The 16,393-nt window shown below is 66.4% G+C and carries 12 protein-coding genes; 3 read left to right on the top strand and 9 right to left on the bottom strand.

Translation table 11 applies throughout. From position 1 onward, the window contains the following. The first annotated feature begins 535 nt into the window (after positions 1-535). Complete coding sequence (pglW, locus tag ACH5AC_RS22035) at positions 536-4,942, top strand: BREX system serine/threonine kinase PglW (RefSeq protein WP_398863689.1); 4,407 nt, start codon at positions 536-538, stop codon at positions 4,940-4,942. A 73-nt stretch (positions 4,943-5,015) separates the two neighbouring features. On the opposite strand, the gene ACH5AC_RS22030 is transcribed toward pglW, so the two are convergent. The 5 genes from ACH5AC_RS22030 to ACH5AC_RS22010 form a co-directional block, all read right to left on the bottom strand. After that, positions 5,016-5,390 carry a toxin-antitoxin system, toxin component, PIN family protein gene (locus ACH5AC_RS22030; protein WP_398863688.1) on the bottom strand — a complete coding sequence of 125 codons (375 nt, stop codon included), beginning with the start codon at positions 5,388-5,390 and terminating at the stop codon, positions 5,016-5,018. Positions 5,391-5,397: 7 nt separating this feature from the next. After that, a complete protein-coding gene (locus ACH5AC_RS22025) occupies positions 5,398-6,057 on the bottom strand; it encodes a DUF433 domain-containing protein (protein WP_398863687.1) in 660 nt (219 codons plus the stop codon). 191 nt (positions 6,058-6,248) lie between these two features. Beyond that, on the bottom strand, positions 6,249-7,727 hold the full coding sequence (locus tag ACH5AC_RS22020; protein ID WP_398863686.1) for a hypothetical protein: 1,479 nt from the start codon (positions 7,725-7,727) through the stop codon (positions 6,249-6,251). Next, positions 7,724-9,121: a KGGVGR-motif variant AAA ATPase gene (locus tag ACH5AC_RS22015; RefSeq protein ID WP_398863685.1), complete on the bottom strand. Its 1,398-nt coding sequence runs from the start codon at positions 9,119-9,121 to the stop codon at positions 7,724-7,726. The genes ACH5AC_RS22020 and ACH5AC_RS22015 overlap by 4 nt, the downstream gene beginning before the upstream one ends. 46 nt (positions 9,122-9,167) lie before the next feature. Then, positions 9,168-9,680, bottom strand: a complete 513-nt coding sequence (locus ACH5AC_RS22010; protein ID WP_398863684.1) for a hypothetical protein — start codon at positions 9,678-9,680, stop codon at positions 9,168-9,170. Positions 9,681-9,890: 210 nt separating this feature from the next. On the opposite strand from ACH5AC_RS22010, the gene pglX reads away from it, so the two are divergent. Further along, positions 9,891-13,661, top strand: coding sequence for a BREX-2 system adenine-specific DNA-methyltransferase PglX (gene pglX / locus ACH5AC_RS22005; protein WP_398863683.1), 3,771 nt, complete (start codon positions 9,891-9,893; stop codon positions 13,659-13,661). Between the two features lie 62 nt (positions 13,662-13,723). Here the strand turns inward: pglX and ACH5AC_RS22000 are convergent, their stop codons facing one another. Together ACH5AC_RS22000 and ACH5AC_RS21995 are read right to left on the bottom strand one after the other, a co-directional pair. Continuing rightward, positions 13,724-13,912, bottom strand: a complete 189-nt coding sequence (locus ACH5AC_RS22000; RefSeq protein ID WP_398863682.1) for a DUF397 domain-containing protein — start codon at positions 13,910-13,912, stop codon at positions 13,724-13,726. Further along, positions 13,909-14,757 carry a helix-turn-helix domain-containing protein gene (locus ACH5AC_RS21995; protein WP_398863680.1) on the bottom strand — a complete coding sequence of 283 codons (849 nt, stop codon included), beginning with the start codon at positions 14,755-14,757 and terminating at the stop codon, positions 13,909-13,911. The genes ACH5AC_RS22000 and ACH5AC_RS21995 overlap by 4 nt, the downstream gene beginning before the upstream one ends. A gap of 160 nt (positions 14,758-14,917) precedes the next feature. Between ACH5AC_RS21995 and ACH5AC_RS21990 the strand changes: the two genes are divergently transcribed. Then, the gene (locus tag ACH5AC_RS21990; RefSeq protein WP_398863679.1) at positions 14,918-15,349 is read left to right on the top strand and encodes an ATP-binding protein; all 432 of its coding nucleotides are present in this window, start codon (positions 14,918-14,920) and stop codon (positions 15,347-15,349) included. A gap of 231 nt (positions 15,350-15,580) precedes the next feature. Here the strand turns inward: ACH5AC_RS21990 and ACH5AC_RS21985 are convergent, their stop codons facing one another. Further along, on the bottom strand, positions 15,581-16,000 hold the full coding sequence (locus tag ACH5AC_RS21985; RefSeq protein WP_398863678.1) for a PIN domain nuclease: 420 nt from the start codon (positions 15,998-16,000) through the stop codon (positions 15,581-15,583). Further along, a complete protein-coding gene (locus tag ACH5AC_RS21980; RefSeq protein ID WP_398863677.1) occupies positions 15,997-16,221 on the bottom strand; it encodes a type II toxin-antitoxin system VapB family antitoxin in 225 nt (74 codons plus the stop codon). The genes ACH5AC_RS21985 and ACH5AC_RS21980 overlap by 4 nt, the downstream gene beginning before the upstream one ends. Positions 16,222-16,393 lie beyond the last annotated feature (172 nt).

Below are 16,393 nucleotides of genomic sequence, written 5' to 3'. Positions count from 1 at the left end.
CTCGACCGAGATCGACTCGGAGTGCGGCCTGAGGAACCCTGACTCGTCCAACACCGCCCCGACCTCGGCCGATCGGGGCCAGACAGAGGGCGACTGCCTCTGACTGGTTCCGAGCAGCTCGGGTCGAATCGGGGTCGAATCAGAGCGGTTTCCTCTGACTGCCTCCGATCGCCTCTGCAACCCGTCCTAGCAGGTCACAGCCGGTCCGATCCCGGAAAACCGCAGGTCAGAAAGGTGCCCCAGAAATACCCGGCGTACAGCCCGACTCGTCTGCCGCTCTGTATTTTCGCGGGTCAGGGCCTCGACAAGCTGTTCGCGGGGCTGCCCTGTGCGCCCACGTGCTCTGCAGGGAACGGCACTGCCCGCGGGTGGGAGAACTGCAGCATCGGTATCCGCTGCCCCCGTCGTGAACGAGCGGTGAGAGAAACACGGATCCGGGCTGTCAGTAGGTCGCGGTAAGGTCAACCACGGGTTTCTCCCCAAGGCAGGAGCAGACAGCGGAGGTCGGACGGTGACGGCAGGAAGTTCGCGTCCGGTGCCCAAGCCGGGACCGCCGCGTCCGGTGCAGCAGTGGTTCCAGGAGCGGCCTTCGCCGTTCCCCTGGGAGCAGGACGCCCTCGACCATGTACGCCGACTGATGCCCTCCGTCGAGCCCTACCGGGCCTGGGCGACCTTTTCCTTCACCGCTCAGTCGGGCCGCATCAACGAGTGCGACCTGTTGATCGCTGTGCCCGCAGGTCTCTACCTGATCGAGATCAAGAGTCATCCGGGACGACTGGAGAACATCGGATCCACCTGGAACTTCCACGGTTCCGACCGCACCAGGACGATCAGCAACCCACTGCACTTCAACGACGCCAAGTCCAAGGACCTCAAGAGCCAGCTGCTGTGGGCGGCCCGCAAGTTGGGCATCCCCGAGCGGTCAGTGCCCCGCGTGGAACCGGCCATTTTCCTCTCCTCGCCGGACCTCGAGAGCCACCTCGACGACGTCCAGAGGGTCAAGGTGTACGGCCGTGACGACCTGCACACCGGCCTGAAGCGCATCTGGCAGGACTTCCTCGGCCTGCCGCCCGACCGTCCCGAGCGTCGCATCACGCCGGACTTCTCCCGGAATACATTGCCGCGGCTGCTGAAGGCCATCGGTATCGCTCAGTCCACAGCGCATCTGCGGTTCGGCGACGCGTGGAAGATGCAGCCCCACCCGCTGGACGCGGGGCCCTCCTGGGAAGACCGCCTTGCCACGCGTGACGACGGTCTGGTCCAGGAAGAGGGCCGTGTGCGCGTCTACTTGGTCAGTCAGGGAGCGACCGAGGCGGCGAAGAAGTCCATCGACCGCGCTGCCCGTCGCGAGTACCAGGTCCTGCAGGGCATCACCCACCGCGGAATCGTCGAGGCCGTCGAGATCCGCGAACACCAGGGCGGGCCCGCGATCCTCTTCCGCCACCGCCACACCGATCTACGTCTCGACCAGTACCTGGCGACCTACGGCGGCAAGCTCACCCCCGAGATCCGCCTGGACCTGGTACGCCAACTCGCCGAAGCCGTCCGCTACGCGCACAACCGCTCCCTCTACCACCGTGCGCTGGCAGCCAGGTCCATCTACGTCTCGTTCAAGGCCGATGGGCTGCGACCCGAGCTGCGCATCACCGACTGGCAGACCGCGGCCCGCGACTTCGACAGCAACGCCACCTTCTTCCGGTCCATCGGGGGCTCCGCGCTCGACGCCGCCCTGATCGAGGACACCGCACGTGTCTACCTCGCCCCGGAGACGGACCAGCCGTACGCCGATCCCGCGGACCTGGACGTCTTCGGCCTCGGCGCCATCTCGTACCTGATCCTCACGGGTCAGCCCCCCGCACCCCAGCGAAGCGGTCTCAGCGAGCGGCTTCGCACGGACGGAGGCTTGCGCCTCTTCGCCGTCGCAGACGGCTTCTCCGACGCGCTCGACGACCTCGTCTTCCAGGCGACCCGCGCCGACGTCAACGAACGTCTCGGCTCCGCCGAGGAGTTCCTCGACCTGCTCGACAACGCCGAGCGGGCCAGTGTGCTTCCGGAGACGCCCGCATCCGTCGGCGTCGACCCGCTGGACGCGCTGCCCGGCCAGTCCCTGGATGCCGAATGGTCCGTCGGCCGGGTCCTGGGCACCGGGGCCACCGCCCGCGCCCTGCTCGTAGAGCGCCTGGTCGAGGACGAGGACGGCCGTGTGGACGTCGACGAACGCGTCTTCAAGGTCGCCCTCGACGAACAGAAGGCCGAGCGACTGCGCGTTGAGGCCCGCGTCCTGAAGGAGGTCGGGGGCGGCGCGGTGGTGCAGCTGCGCGGCGAGGGTCTGTGCGAGGTCCACGGACGGACCGTACTTCAGCTGGAGTACGCGGGTGAGCAGTCCCTGGGCGCCCGGCTGCGCAGCAAGGGGCGGTTGACCTACCACGAGCTGGAGCGCTTCGGCGACGACCTGTTCAAGGCCCTCGACCAGCTCGCCGCCAACGGCGTACGGCACCGTGACCTGAAGCCCGACAACTTCGGCATCCACCACAGCAAGGACCGCATCTGGCGGCTGAAGCTCTTCGACTTCTCTCTCGCCGACGCTTCGGAGCGGGACGTCAAGGCCGGCACGCGCGGCTACCTCGATCCATTCCTCGGCTCACTCCGGCGGCCGTACTACGACGACCACGCCGAACGCTACGCGGCGGCCGTCACGCTGCACGAGATGGCGAGCGGGGAGCGTCCCATGTGGGGCGACGGCCAGATGGACCCGCTCACCAACGAGTCCGCCGAACTGTATGTCGCGACGGAGCTGTTCGAGTCCGCGCTGAGTGACGGCCTCACCGCGTTCTTCCGGCGTGCGCTGCACCGGGACATCGAGCAGCGCTTCGACACGCTGCGACAGATGAACGACGCGTGGCGCGAGATCTTCCGGGTGGCGGACTCGACGCGGCCCGCCACCACGCCGGCCACCGTCGGCCAGCTTGCCGAGGACACCGAGGAGGCGCGTGATGCCGCGGCTGCGGCCGCCGACGCGTCGACGCTCCTCGAAGCCGCCGGCCTCTCGCCTCGGGCCGTCTCGGTGGCCAACGCCCTGGGCGCGACCACGGTGGGAGAGCTGCTCGAGATCCCGCCGTACGCGATCTCGAAGGCGCGCGGCGCCGGAGCGCTCGTCCGCAAGGAGCTCAACCGCCGCCGCAAGCAGTGGGCGAGTGCGGTCCGCGCGGCGACCGTCCCGGAATCCCGCCGCCCGGTGGCGTCCGCCGAGTCCATGGAGGACGAGACGGGTGCGGCTCTCTCCTCGATCCTGTCGATAGACGACATGGCGGCCCGGCTCACGCCTGCCCCCCGTCGCAAGGGATCCCACCGCGCGGACGTGGTGCGGCTCACGCTCGGCCTTCCTCCAGAGGAGGGCGGACTCTCGCCGCTCGGCCCTTGGCCGGTCCAGGCCCGGATCGCCGACCACCTCGGGATCAAGCAGCCGCCCGTCTCCCGTCACCACCGCCTCGAGATCAAGCAGTGGGCCGAGCTGGAGTGGCTCGACCACGTGCGCAAGGAACTCGTAGAGGTCGTCGAGGCCGCGGGCCGCGTGATGACGGCGCACGAGGCCGCCGTCGAGCTGCGCGTCAGGCACGGCGCCGGCAACGACACCCCCGAGCGCACCCTGGCGAAGTCGCTGGCCGTCGTACGGGCCGCTGTCGAAGCGGAGATGTGGGAAGGCGAGGGTGCCGAACAGCACGAACCGCTCCTAGCCGTCCACCGGCGCGGAGAAACCGTACTGATCGCGGCGGAGTCCCTGCCCGGGACCGACGACCCGAGCCCGCGCGAACTCGCCGACTACGCGACTGAATTGGGGACTGCAGCCGAACGCCTGGCACGCCAGGAACCGCTTCCCGGCCGGGCCGCCGTGGTGCGGGAACTGAGGGCCGTCGCGGCGCCGGACGGGTTCGTCCCGCTCGCGGACACCCGCCTGGTGGCCTTGGCCGCCGCGGTGGCCCCGATGATCGAGGTCACACCGCGCCTTGAGCTGTATCCGCGTGACCTGACCCTGGAACGCGCACTGCGGATCTCCCAGGCGGGCGCCGGCGTGCGCAGGGACCGAGGCATCACGGTCGCCGAACTTGTGACCAGGCTGCGGGCCCGTTTCCCGGACCTCGACGTGCTGTCCGGAGATCGGGAACCAACGTATGTGGAAATGGAGTCGGCGCTCGCCGAGGCACGCTTCGACCTGACCTACGACGCCAAGTCGTCGGCGTTCTTCCCACCCGCGCTGGAGTCGGTGGTCTCGTGGACGTCGACCGGCACCCACACGAGCTACCTGTCCTATGCCGCCCGCGTTCCTGTGCTGGGCGACGCGCCGATGGACCCGCACGAGGTGATCCGAGCCAAGCTCACGGCTTGCGTCGAACGCGGAGGCTTCCTGGCACTGACGGTGCGGGCATCCCGGCTTCCGGGCGCCGCCCAGGCGGTGGCCGCGTCCTACCAGGTCGAGAGTGCCGACCTGGGACGTGAGTTTCTGGCCGAGTTCCGGGCACTCGCCGCGGAGAAGGGTCAGGACTGGGAGAAGGTTCTGCGCGCCGACGCGGGTTCTGCCCCGGGCCAGATCAAGCGAGGGCTCGCGTCCTTCGTCCGTGTCGTCTGGCCGCGTGTGGAAGCCCGCCTGCTGGCCCGAGCGGCCGCACCACGCACGGTGCTGTTCCTGCACAACGCGGGCCTGCTCGCCCGCTACTGGGACGAAGGCGGCCACGACAGCCTCGTCCGCCTGCAGGCAGCGGCCCGTCGACCGGCTGACGATCCGCACGGGCTGTGGCTGCTGTGCCCGATGGAGGTCCGCTCGCGGATGCCGCAGCTCGACGGGAAGACGGTCGAGGTGATCGGCGGCGACGGGGAACGGGCTCACCTGGACAGCAGGTTCCTCGATTCGCTCGCGGGCGAGCAGGAGGCGGAAGAGGCGTCCTGAGGGCGGTGGCGCACCGCCAGGCAGGCAGGTCTGCTCGGCAGTGCGCCTGGCCCTGGCTCCCGAATCAGCCGACTCAGTCGGTCGGCCAAGTCTTGTTGACAGCGGGGTTTTTGATGGCGTAGATGGCAGGGCCGCCGCGTATCACGGCCCGGTAGATCTGTGCCTGGGCCTGGTGGATGCGCTGAACCATCTCGTCGATCCTGAGGCTCTGATTCTCCAGATAGAAAAGGACCCCGCCGAGGCGTTCGATCGGCTCACGTTCGCGGTCTCGCCCCTTGATACGGCCGTCCTTGCAGAGTGGGACCCAGCCACGCAGGAGGCCGTGTTCGACCCATTCCTCGTCCGGTGTCCGCTGCCCGTCATCCGGAAACTCGTCTGCGACAAGGTGTAGTTGCCATCCCAGGCCCCTGAGCCGCGAGGGCACCGTCTTGCCCAGGTTGCGGTCCACGAGAAACTCAGGCGGCGTGGTCTCGCGTCGCGACTTGGCAGATCGCTTCGACCTGGTCACGAGACAGCTCGTACTCTGCCGCCACCGTTTCCAGTGACTCGCCGGCTTTCCACATGCCGACAATGGCGTCGACCTGGATGTTCGGTCCGTCCACGACCGGAGCGCCCCATCCGAAGCGCGGGTCGATGATCACTGGCGCGACATCCGGGTACTGGCGTAGCCGGAGCCGGTAGGGATACTGCTCGCCGGGCTCCCAGCTGATGTAGTGGAGATAGTCCGTGATGACCTCGCGGATCGGCCGCTGACCGTCGCGCGCCCGAGCCAGCTCGCCATCCGCGTACTCCACGAAGATGTCCACGCCGTCCGTCGCGATGCGGCGTGTGGCCAGCCCGTACTCGTCGTCGAACGTGTTGCGCACAGCCTCTGTGGCGTCCCGGATGCGGGTCATACTCAGGTATCCGCGCAGCGAGCGCAGGACATAGGCTTCCACGATCGCCACGAACGGAAGCGAGGGCCAGCCGCGTTTCACCGGCTCGACGCTGTGGACCAGTGGCGCTCCTGCCGCATTCTCGTGACGCAGCCAACGCTGCAGTGTGCGGTCGGGCAGCTGGAGGTGCCTGGCCGTCTCTTGGATGCTCAGCAGCGGGTCGCCGAACCTGTCCACCATTGTCGACACCTCCGTCCTCTGTGTAGCTGCATTCGGGCACAGCGCTGTTCCTCCCCCCACGGTAGGCCGAGGCCCGCACGGTAGCGAGACAACCCTCACTTGGGGAGGACAACGCCAGGCTGATTCACCGAAATGAGTCTTCGCTGCTCCTCACACGACCCCGGCGCGGGTGCGCTGCGCCGGACCGGCTGTTACTTGGCGGTCCGCCGGGGCCGGGAGACTCCGCCCTTGCGGCCGATGTCGAAGGCCAGACGGTAGACGTCGGGGAGATCCACGGCGCCGCTTGCGCGTTCGGTCATGACGCCGAGGGCCGTCAGTTCCTTGATCAGACCGAAGTAGTCGCCGACGTCGGCTGGGCCGCTGCCGTCCTCGCTGTCCTCCAGCAGCTTGCGCAGTTCGGCGGCGAGGGACTCCGTGGACCAGATGTGGATGACCACGGACGGCTCCATGGGAACCTGCGTGCCGCGCAGTTTCTCCACGGCCGCGGCGGCCCAGCGGATGTCCTCCTTGATCTCCGCCACGCGGATCTGGGACGCATCCTGGACGGCCTGCCGTATCGCGTCGTGGTGGAGGGCGAAGTCATGACCGGGATGCCGGTCCCGCGTCACCTCGGCGGCCTTCGACACCGCGCGGAGCATGGTGCGAGGGCTGATCTCCCCGTTGCCGTCCTGGAGGTGGTTGGGCAGCCAGGTGTACGTGTAGCCCTTGCGGTGATCGGAGCCCATGTACAGGCCCGCCATCTCGCCGAAGACCTGTTCCTGCCGCTCGGGATCGGCGATGACGTCGACGGGAGCGGTGTACCTTCCATCGCCCTGCGGGTGCCACGGGCCGGTCAGAGCCCGGAACTTCTCGGCCTCCGGGGCGGGCTGGTTGCCGAGCCGGTGGAAGAGCATGCCGTAGAGGTTTTCGGGGGTCCAAGTGAGTTCGGCGCGGTTTGCGTCGAGTTTCGAGGCGTCGGCGAAGTCCTTGGGGGCGCTGGCGTACATGTCCGGGCGGACGAAGATCTTGGCCCGGATGTTGCGGAAGCTCAGTCGCATGTCCAGGGCCACTGCGAAGAGGGCTGAGACGAGTTTGTCGACCACGGAGCGGTCCTGGTGCAAATGCTCCAGAGCATCGAAGATCAGCAGATGGGGACTGCCGTCTTGTTGGGCTTCCTTGTCCTTGTCCCATAGGGCGCTCTCGCATGCCTCGACATGCTCAGCCACCCAGTCAATCCGAGCTTGCCAGTCGGGGAGGTGCAGAATAGCTGGTACTTCCAGGGCGACGAGAATGACAGCGAACCAGAAATTCTCGCAGAATACGTCGAAATCCTCCCCATCTGGCGCTTGTTGAACCAGCTTGCGGACGATCTTTCGTGTTGGGTAAGCAGCTCCGCTGCCCCCGCCTCGGCCGTGACCGGTCGTCACGGTCAGCCCGTTCAGGCGCGGGATCATGTAGGAGGCCGCGGCGATCTTCCGTAGCTCCTCGGTCTCGAGCACCTTGGTCCAGTACGTCTTGCCCGTGCCGCGTGCCCCCAGAACGACGGTGACGTCGGGGTCGAGGGCACGCCGGTGGCTGGACGGCGTGAACATTTTCAGCAGGTCCGGCTGTTCGGTGTCCGCGTCGAACGCACTGCCGGGTGCCTGGAGCAGCAGAGTCCGGTACTCGTCGGGGGTCAGGTTGTGAGTCATGACGCCTCCGTACGGGGGTTGGGGACCAGCCGGTCGAGCGCGGCGAGGAACCGTGCGTAGGCGGCCTCGATGAAGGGCAGTTCGAGCCAGTCGCGGCTGCGGTACGGGTCGAGGCCCACCAGGTCGTTGCCGAAGAGGATGGGGATGGGCGCGTGAGGCGCGTCGCTGTCCAGCGGGGCGGGATGGAAGACCGCCGGAACGTCCGCGTCGGGGGCGTACTCATCCACGGCATCTGCTTCCACGTCGTCGTACAGAAGCTCCGAGAACGTTTCGTACGCCTGGTCGCGCAGCGCGCCGAGCCGCTTGGCGTCGCCCGCGGAGTGGAACATCGCGGCGACGATACGCAGTCGGCTGCGCAGCTCGCTCGCCCGGTCCGGGCGCTGGGCCCACTGCCCGAACATCATCCGGTAGCCCTCCCAGGTGGAGGGGTTGTTGACCGCGAAGAGCAGAGCAAGCCCGCTGAGCTGCGTCAGGGTGACTGCCGCGATGTCGTGGATGCCGGCGCGGCTGTCGAGGAGCACGATGTCCGGTCGCCGGGAGCGTTCGGCCACCAGGTCCTCGCATGCCTTGATGGCGTTTTCGAGGCGCAGGCAGAAGGGGCGCGGCTCACTGCCGGGCTCGGCGGCGGGCAGGTCGCTGTAGATGCGGTTCAGCTTGGCGAGATAGTCGTACGGCTCTCCCTCGCGCGGCTTCCCGCTTGCGGGTGCGAGCCACACCTCGCCGTTGCCCTCGATGCCGGGCAGGACGCTGCTGCGGGTGACGAGGTCCAAGTCGGCCTCGTTGCCGACGGCGGACTCGACGAGGTGGTCGACGATGCCGTGGGCGGGCAGGCCGGCAGGGTTCTCCAGGAGGGACGACACGCCGGGGGACTCGAGGTCCAGGTCGACAACGAGGACGCAGTAGCCGCGGCTCGCCAGGTGGCGCGCGAGTATCGCCGTCGCCGTGGAGCGGCCGACGCCGCCCTTGAAGCCGTACAGGGCGACGCGCCTCTCGCGTCGTTCGGAGGAGGGCGAGGTATCGGAATCGGTGTCGCGGGACCAGTCGGCGCCGACGACGGTGCGTTCGAGGATGCCGACCTGGCCGGCTCCTCCTGGTTCGCGTTCGCTGCGCACGACGAGTTCGGCGGAGTCGAGGAACATCTCCGGGGCGAACATCGACGAGGCGGTCTGAACCGGCTCACCTCCGCTGAAGGGCCGGGTGGCCTCGATGAACTCCTCGCGCAATGCGGTCAGTTCAGCGGAATCGGCGGTCAGTGGCTTCTCACGGTCGTCGACGAGGAGCGAGATACGGCCGAGGAGGTCTCGTACGAGGACGACGTCCTGGCCGGAGGCGGCTGTCTGGTCGGCCAGGCGCAGAGCGGCGTCCCAGGCGGTGTCGAATCGAGTGGGCTTCATTCGGCTGCTGCTTCTCCCGGCCTGCGGCTCTACTGCTGCTCTGCTTTCACTGCGCGAGGTAATACGCAGCTATGAGGGTACGGGCCGCTTCCAAGTGACGTGCGACGCGCTCCTTGGATATCTGCTGGCCGTCGACGTAGCGGTGGTCCACGCTCCATTCGTCGGTGGCCTCGGCGAACGGGTTGTCCTGGGGAAGGTGACTGAGGATGAGGGCTCCGCGTCGTCCGTCCGCGAGCTTCATGAGGTCGTTCCAGACATCGGGCATGTGCCAGTGCAGCGACTCCTTCTCGGCCTTCTTCTGCTGCGTCTTGCTGGGCACCGGCCGGTTCCTGATCTTGGGGCTGTACGGGATTCCGAGCGGCGTGTCCTGTACGGAACCGAAGTAGTCGAGGAGCATCGCCTTGACCGCGCACTCGGCGGCGAGCCCTGCGAGGTGGTCGGCGGGGCCGACATGCTTCGGCTCCTTCGCGAGCTGCGCCGCCGCGCCGTAGTGGCCGCGGCCCGCCTCGAGGAAGGTGTGCCGAGGTGCTGGAGCTGGTGTCTGAGGTCCCCCCGTCATGATGTGCACTCTATCTGCGTGATCTTGGCTGGTGGGGGCGGTTTCCGCGTTCTGCCTGTAGTGCCGTGAAGACGGGGTCGCGGGGGCGGTCGGCGCGAGGGCGGGGCTGGCAGGATGGGGGAGAGGCTTTCGGTCGTGGCTCCTCGTGACAGGGTTCGGCCACACGGAAGCCGACGAATACGGCGCAGTGCGGTCAGAAGGATGCGAAGAGTGACGGTCACGGATGCGGTTGCGGGGTCGGGTTCGGAGTCCGGTTCCGGGGTGGACAGGGTTGCGCTGCTGAAGGACCTGAAGCGGCAGGTGGCCGCCCTGGAGGATGATCTGCGCGAGCGCAGTGAGTCCGTCGAGGAGTTTCGTGTCCGGCTGCGCGCGGAGTACGACCAGGCACTGGAGGCGTCGCGTACGGCCGCGACGTACGGGGCGTGGCGGGACGAGCGGGTCACGCAGGCTGCGGCGGCGTGGGTGCTGGCCTGTGTCTTCGTACGGTTCTGCGAGGACAACGGGCTGATCGAGGAGCCGTTCATTGCCGGCCCTGGTGAGCGGCTGGTGGAGGCGGAGGAGCGGCACGAGGCGTACTTCCGGGAGTTCCCGCACCTCAACAACCGGGACTGGCTGATCGCGGCGTTCGATCATGTGGCGTCGACCAATGAGACGGCGGCCGGGCTGTTCAGCCGTGCGCACAATCCGCTGTGGGGGCTGACGCCGAGCTATGAGGCGGCGACCGAGCTGCTGGGCTTCTGGCGGAGGTGGGGGGCGGACGGTGAGATCCGGTACGACTTCACAGACCCTGAGTGGGATACGCGGTTCCTCGGTGACCTGTACCAGGACCTGAGTGAGCATGCGCGCAAGACGTATGCGCTGCTGCAGACGCCGGAGTTCGTCGAGGAGTTCATCCTCGACCTGACGCTGGAACCTGCCGTGAGCGAGGAGGAGTTCGGGCTGGATCCGGTGTGGGTCGGGCCTGAGGGGGAGGAACGGCGGGGGCTGCGGACGATTGACCCGGCTTGTGGGTCCGGGCACTTCCTGCTGGGGATCTTCCGGCGGCTGGTGGAGAAGTGGCGGGTGGCTACGCCTGCTGCGGATGACTGGACGGTGGTGCGGCGGGCGTTGGAGTCCGTGCACGGGTGCGACAAGAATCCGTTTGCCGTGAGTGTTGCGCGGTTCCGGTTGCTGGTTGCGGCTATGAAGGAGGCGGGGGCGCGGAGGTTGGCTGAGGCGCCGGTGTTTCCTATTAATGTGGCTGTGGGGGATTCGTTGCTGCATGGGCGGGGGGCGGCGGGGATTCAGCAGGAGCTGGATCTGTTTGCCGTGGTGGAGGAGGGGGGCGGTGCCGCGGAGACGTTTACCTATGGTACCGAGGATGTTTGGGAGTTTGCTCGGCGAGTGGATTTGTTGGGGCGGGGAACTTATCACGTTGTCGTAGGGAATCCGCCGTACATTACAGTCAAGGACAAGCAGGAGAACGAGAATTATCGCGCCGCTTATGATGCTTGTTCCGGGACCTATGCCTTGTCGGTGCCATTTGCTCAGCGGTTCTTTGAGCTTGCCATGAAGGGGGCTGGTGGCTCGACTGGCGGCGGCGGTTTTGTTGGGCAGATCACCGCGAATTCCTTTATGAAGCGGGAGTTCGGGAAGAAGCTCATCGAGGTGGTCTTCCGGAACAGGGTTGAGCTGTCCCATGTGATTGACACGTCAGGCGCCTTCATTCCGGGGCATGGGACGCCGACGGTGATTCTTGTGGGGCGGAACCGGGTGCCGAACAGCGGGCGGACGGTTCGGGCGGTGCTTGGGGTCCGGGGCGAGCCATCGCAACCGGAGGACGCAGCTGAGGGGTTGGTTTGGCGAGCGATTGTTGAGCAGGTGGGAAGGCCCGGAACCGAGTCGGAATGGGTGTCGGTTGAGGATGCGGGTGCGGCCGTTTTCTTGGGGCATCCATGGTCGGTCAGTGGGGGTGGTGCCGGCCAACTACTGGAGCGCATTTCAGTTGAACGACCGGTCCTACGCCAGAGGATCGCTCCCCCTATCGGCCGCGCTATCCGCGCCGGTGCCGATGAAGCTTTCATGAGACCGACGCGTGCGACATATCAGACGCGAGTGGACAGAGAGGGCCTCCGGCCGTTCCTAATCGGTGAAATTGTTCGAGACTGGAGCGGAATCCCCAACGCGGCGATCTGGGATCCCTACTCGTCCGCTGTGGCAGGCGGAGCGCTTGCTGAAGAACTGTGGCCATGGCGAACTCTGCTTGCTGCTCGCCGCACGTTTCAAGGTGAAATGCAAGATGCAGGATTGGAGTGGTGGGAGTATATGCAGCATACTGCCTCTGCGTATATGACTCCACTGTCCATCCCCTTCGCGTTTGTGGCCACGCATAATCACTTTGTGCTTGATCGCGGGGGGAAGGTATTCAACAAGTCCGCACCGGTGATCAAGTTGCCAGATGAGGCAGATGAAAATCAGCACCTGGAGTTGCTGGGAATTCTCAATTCATCGACTGCCTGTTTCTGGCTGAAACAGGTAAGTCAAGCCAAGGGTGGTACGGATAATTCAAGTGGGGGTGGTAATCGCTGGGCGCCGGAAGCGTGGATTGAGCGCTACGAGTTTACCGGGACTAAGCTTCAGGAGTTCCCGCTGCCGGAGCGGCTGCCGCTTAAATTGGGGTGCCTCCTGGACTCGCTGGCCCAAGACCTTGCGCAGTCCGATCCTTCTGCCGTCTGCGATGCTGCCACGCCTGCGCGCCAGACTCTCGAGGACGCTCGTGTTGAGTTCACTCGCACGCATCAGAGAATGATTGCCCTGCAAGAAGAACTGGATTGGCAGGTATACGGCTTGTACGGGTTGTTGTCCGACGCCGACGTGGCGCGGACCACGGACTCGTCGTCCGCACTCGACAGAATCCCCGAAGTGCAGCTTGGCGAACGAGCGTTTGAGATTGTGTTGGCTCGGAAGATGGCCCGAGGTGAGACCGAGACGGCATGGTTCGAGCGGCATAGGTCGACGCCCGTCACCCAGGTTCCCACCCGTTGGCCTGACTGGTACCGGGACATCGTCCAGGCTCGTATTGACATTATCGAGAGCCGTAAGGACATCGGGATCATCGAGCGGCCTGAGTGCAAGCGACGGTGGGCTACCGAACCGTGGGAGAAGAGGGAGAAGGCAGCTCTCCGCACTTGGTTGTTGGACCGGTGTGAGGAACGCTCCCTCTGGTTCATCCTCCGTGACGGAATCGAGCAGCCCCGGGTTCTTACTGTCAACCAGCTTGCCGACGCGCTCAGTTCAGACGTCGAGGTCACTTCTGTCGCCTCGCTCTACGCCGCTGACCACCTCGGTAAGCCGGACCTTCCCCTCGCTCAGGTTCTCGTCGACATCGTCGCCGACGAACACGTGCCCTACCTTGCCGCCATGCGCTACAAGGACTCCGGTCAACGTAAGCGTGAGCAGTGGGAAGAAGTCTGGAAGCTGCAGCGGGAAGAGGACGCGGTCGGCGAGCGGTTCGACGTTCCTGTACCGCCTAAGTACACGTCGGCCGACTTTCTCAGGTTCTCCTACTGGTCAAACCGCGGCAAGCTCGACGTCCCCAAGGAGCGGTTCATCTCCTACCTGGAAGCTAGCCCTGATGCCGACTCGACCGTGTTGCTCGGGTGGGCAGGCTGGGATCACAAAGACCAGGCCCAGGCTCTGATCAACCTCATTGAGGACCGTACGAAGCAAGGCGGTTGGGGTACCGAGCGGGTTACGCCGCTCATTGCCGGGCTGCGGGAACTCATGCCCTGGGTGCGGCAGTGGCACGGTGAGTACGACGCCGAGTGGGAGAGTGTGCCGGCCGAGGACTGCGATGCCTATCTGGAGGAGCAGATGGCCAAGCACCGGCTCAGCGCGGCGGACCTGAAGGCGTGGCGGCCCGTGAAGAAGGCGCGGGGGCGGAAGGCCGCCGCCAAGAGGACCGAGACCGCTTCCGATCAGTCCGCGCTTGTCATCGAGTAGTCCCTAGAGTTGGGGCGGCCAAGGCGCGAAGTCTTTGGCTGTCCCAGGGCTGCCGTATTGCTTCAGACCTGGGCTTCGGTCGCGTACGTGACGAACTTCGACCAAGCGGTGGGGGAGAGGGCAAGCTGACCACTCTCCCGCTGCTTCGAGTCGCGGACATGGATGGTTTCCGTCATGGCGACCTCGACACAGTTGTCCCCCTGCGTGCCGCTGTAGCTGCTCTTGAACCACGCCAGCTCGGTGGTGCTCATAGCGCTCCTCGCATCTGCTTCAGCAGGCTCACGGTTGCCTCCTGGCTGAGGGCCTGCGAGCGCATCTTGCCATAGCGCTGAAGCAGAGCGCTGGTGTCTTTTGGGTCGCTGATCAGGGCGCTTCCCTGTTGGCCCTCGAAGTAGCCGAACCAGTGGTGCTCCGGTGTCTCGGCCAGGTACATGGGGCCATCAAGTCCTGCGTGATCGGGCTGATGCAGTGGCATGAGCTGGAGCTGGACGTTGCGCAGTTCGGATCGCTCCAGCAGGTGGTCGATCAGGATTCGAGTGACCTCATCTCCGCCGGTTCGACGCTCGATGACGGCCTGCTCGATGATGAAGCTGAAGGCGACGTTCTGCCTCTCTGTCAGCAACCGCTGCCGCTCCAGTCGTGCCTGAACCTGCTGCTCCAGCAGATCATCAGTCAGCGGAGGCAAGCTACTCAGGAACACCGCCCGTACGTACGCCTCCGGCTGCAGCAACCCAGGAACAGCCCGGCACTCATACGCATAGAGCGAGATTGCCTCCTCCTCGATCCCAGCCCACTGCTGGAACCACGACGCCAGACCCTGCCGCCGCGTCAGATTCAGTGCCGCCGCCCGCAGCACTTTCGGCGCCTCCAGCACATCCCCCGCCCGCGCGATGAACTTCGGTTGCGGGAAGCGCCTGCCCTGCTCAAGCTTGGCGATGGCGTGTACTGAGTAGCCGACGATCTCGGCGTACTGCTCCTGCGTCAGCCCGACCGTCTCACGCAGCGCCTTGTGCACCGCGCCGAAGGTCTTGAGGCTGTCCGACGCCTCTGGTTCACTGCCACCGACTTCGGTTCCCGCGTCCCCGACGTTCACCACGCCCGGCCACCTCCCGCACTTGCCCGCCGCCCCGCTGGAACATCAACTCACCCATGGTTACGGAACGCTACTGACACTGTCCACTGCGTGAACCAGTACAGCGCGGTTGTACCAGTGTCGTGCCTGTTGAACCGCCTGCCCCACCGGAACGCTGGGCGCCATGACCGCACCACACCCTCAAGTCCCCGTCACCGTACGTATGTTCAGTCAGCGGCTCAGCGCCACCCGCCGCGGTGCCCGACTCGCTCGCCGCTTCACCGCCCAACAACTCCACGCCTGGGGAATCCCGTACGGCTCCGATCTCTCCGAAACCGCCGAGCTGATCGTCGCCGAACTGGCTGCCAACGCCGTACTCCACGGACGCGTACCCGGCCGGGACATCGCCCTGCGCCTCACCTCCGGCGCGGGCACGGTCCGCGTAGAGATCGCCGACGCCCGAGGCGAGCGCCTTCCGGTTCTCTCATCCGCCCCTCCCCGCGGTGACGCCGACACCGGCCGTGGCCTCCTCCTGGTCGACGCCCTCGCCACGCGCTGGGGCGTCGACACCGAGCCGGGACCGGGCAAGGTGATCTGGGCCGAGGTCGATCTCTGAATCCGCCTCAGCCGCCTGACCGAGGACTACGGGCGGTTGATGGAGGCGGCCGGTCGCGCCGACTGTCTGGTCATGGTCGAGCGCGCTCGGACGAGGTGCGGCCTGGGGTGGTTCGTGGCGCGTGCAGGTGAATTGTGATGGCGCCGAGACTGCGACCTTGTCGGAAGTCGGAAGTCGGAAGTCGGAAGACGGGGGGCGCAGGCGAGGGCGTGGACACGTGCGATTTTCGGATCAGGGGACGCTTCCGGGTTCGACGACCCACTGGGAGGGGTGTCCGGCGATTTTCGCGATCATGTCGAAGTCGCCGTCGTAGTGCAGGACGGTGACTTGGTGCCGCTCCGCGCAGGCGGCGATCACCAGGTCCGGGATGGACAGTGCGCGGTGGAAGCCCCGGTCCAGGGCGGCCCGGTGCAGTTGCTTTGCGCGGTCCCAGACTTCGTCTGGGCAGGTGAGGTAGTCGAACCCGGAGAGCATCTTCTGGAGTTCGTCGGCTTCCTTCCGGTCCCGGGCGCTGTGCAGGATCTCCATCTCGATGACGGCGGTCACGGCGAGGAGCCCCCGTTGGTCCAGCTCGTCCAGGACGTGCGCGACGGCGGGAATGTGCCATCGGGCGAAGGCCGACTTGTCCAGGAGGAAATGCGCGGCGGTCATGCCGCGTCGTTCTCGCCGCTGTCCTTGGGGCCGCTGCTGTTTATGATCTCGGAGAAGTCGAATCGGCCGGCCTTGATGGCGTCGATGCCGCGTCGGCGGCGGCCGCGCTTGGCGACGTCGAGGAGAGCTTCGCGGATGGTGGCCACCTTGGTGGTGGTGCCGAGGAGTTCGCGGACTTCTTCGAGGATGGCGTCGTCGATTTCGACCAGGGTCTTGGACATGGTGATCGGGTCCCTTCGGTGCGCACTGACGCCACTATATCATTTTAGTGGGTGAATCTATATATCGAGTCGGACCCGGCTGTCTGGCAGTACCCGCCCGGAAGCCCAAGTCCGAGCGCCGGAGCGGTTCGGGGCCGCATAGTAGTCCGCTCGGTGAACCTGGGCGGGCATT

Source organism: Streptomyces sp. NPDC018693 (genome assembly GCF_044391385.1).
In the GTDB taxonomy this organism is placed as follows: Bacteria; Actinomycetota; Actinomycetes; order Streptomycetales; family Streptomycetaceae; genus Streptomyces.
This window is presented reverse-complemented; position numbering and strand designations above follow the sequence as displayed.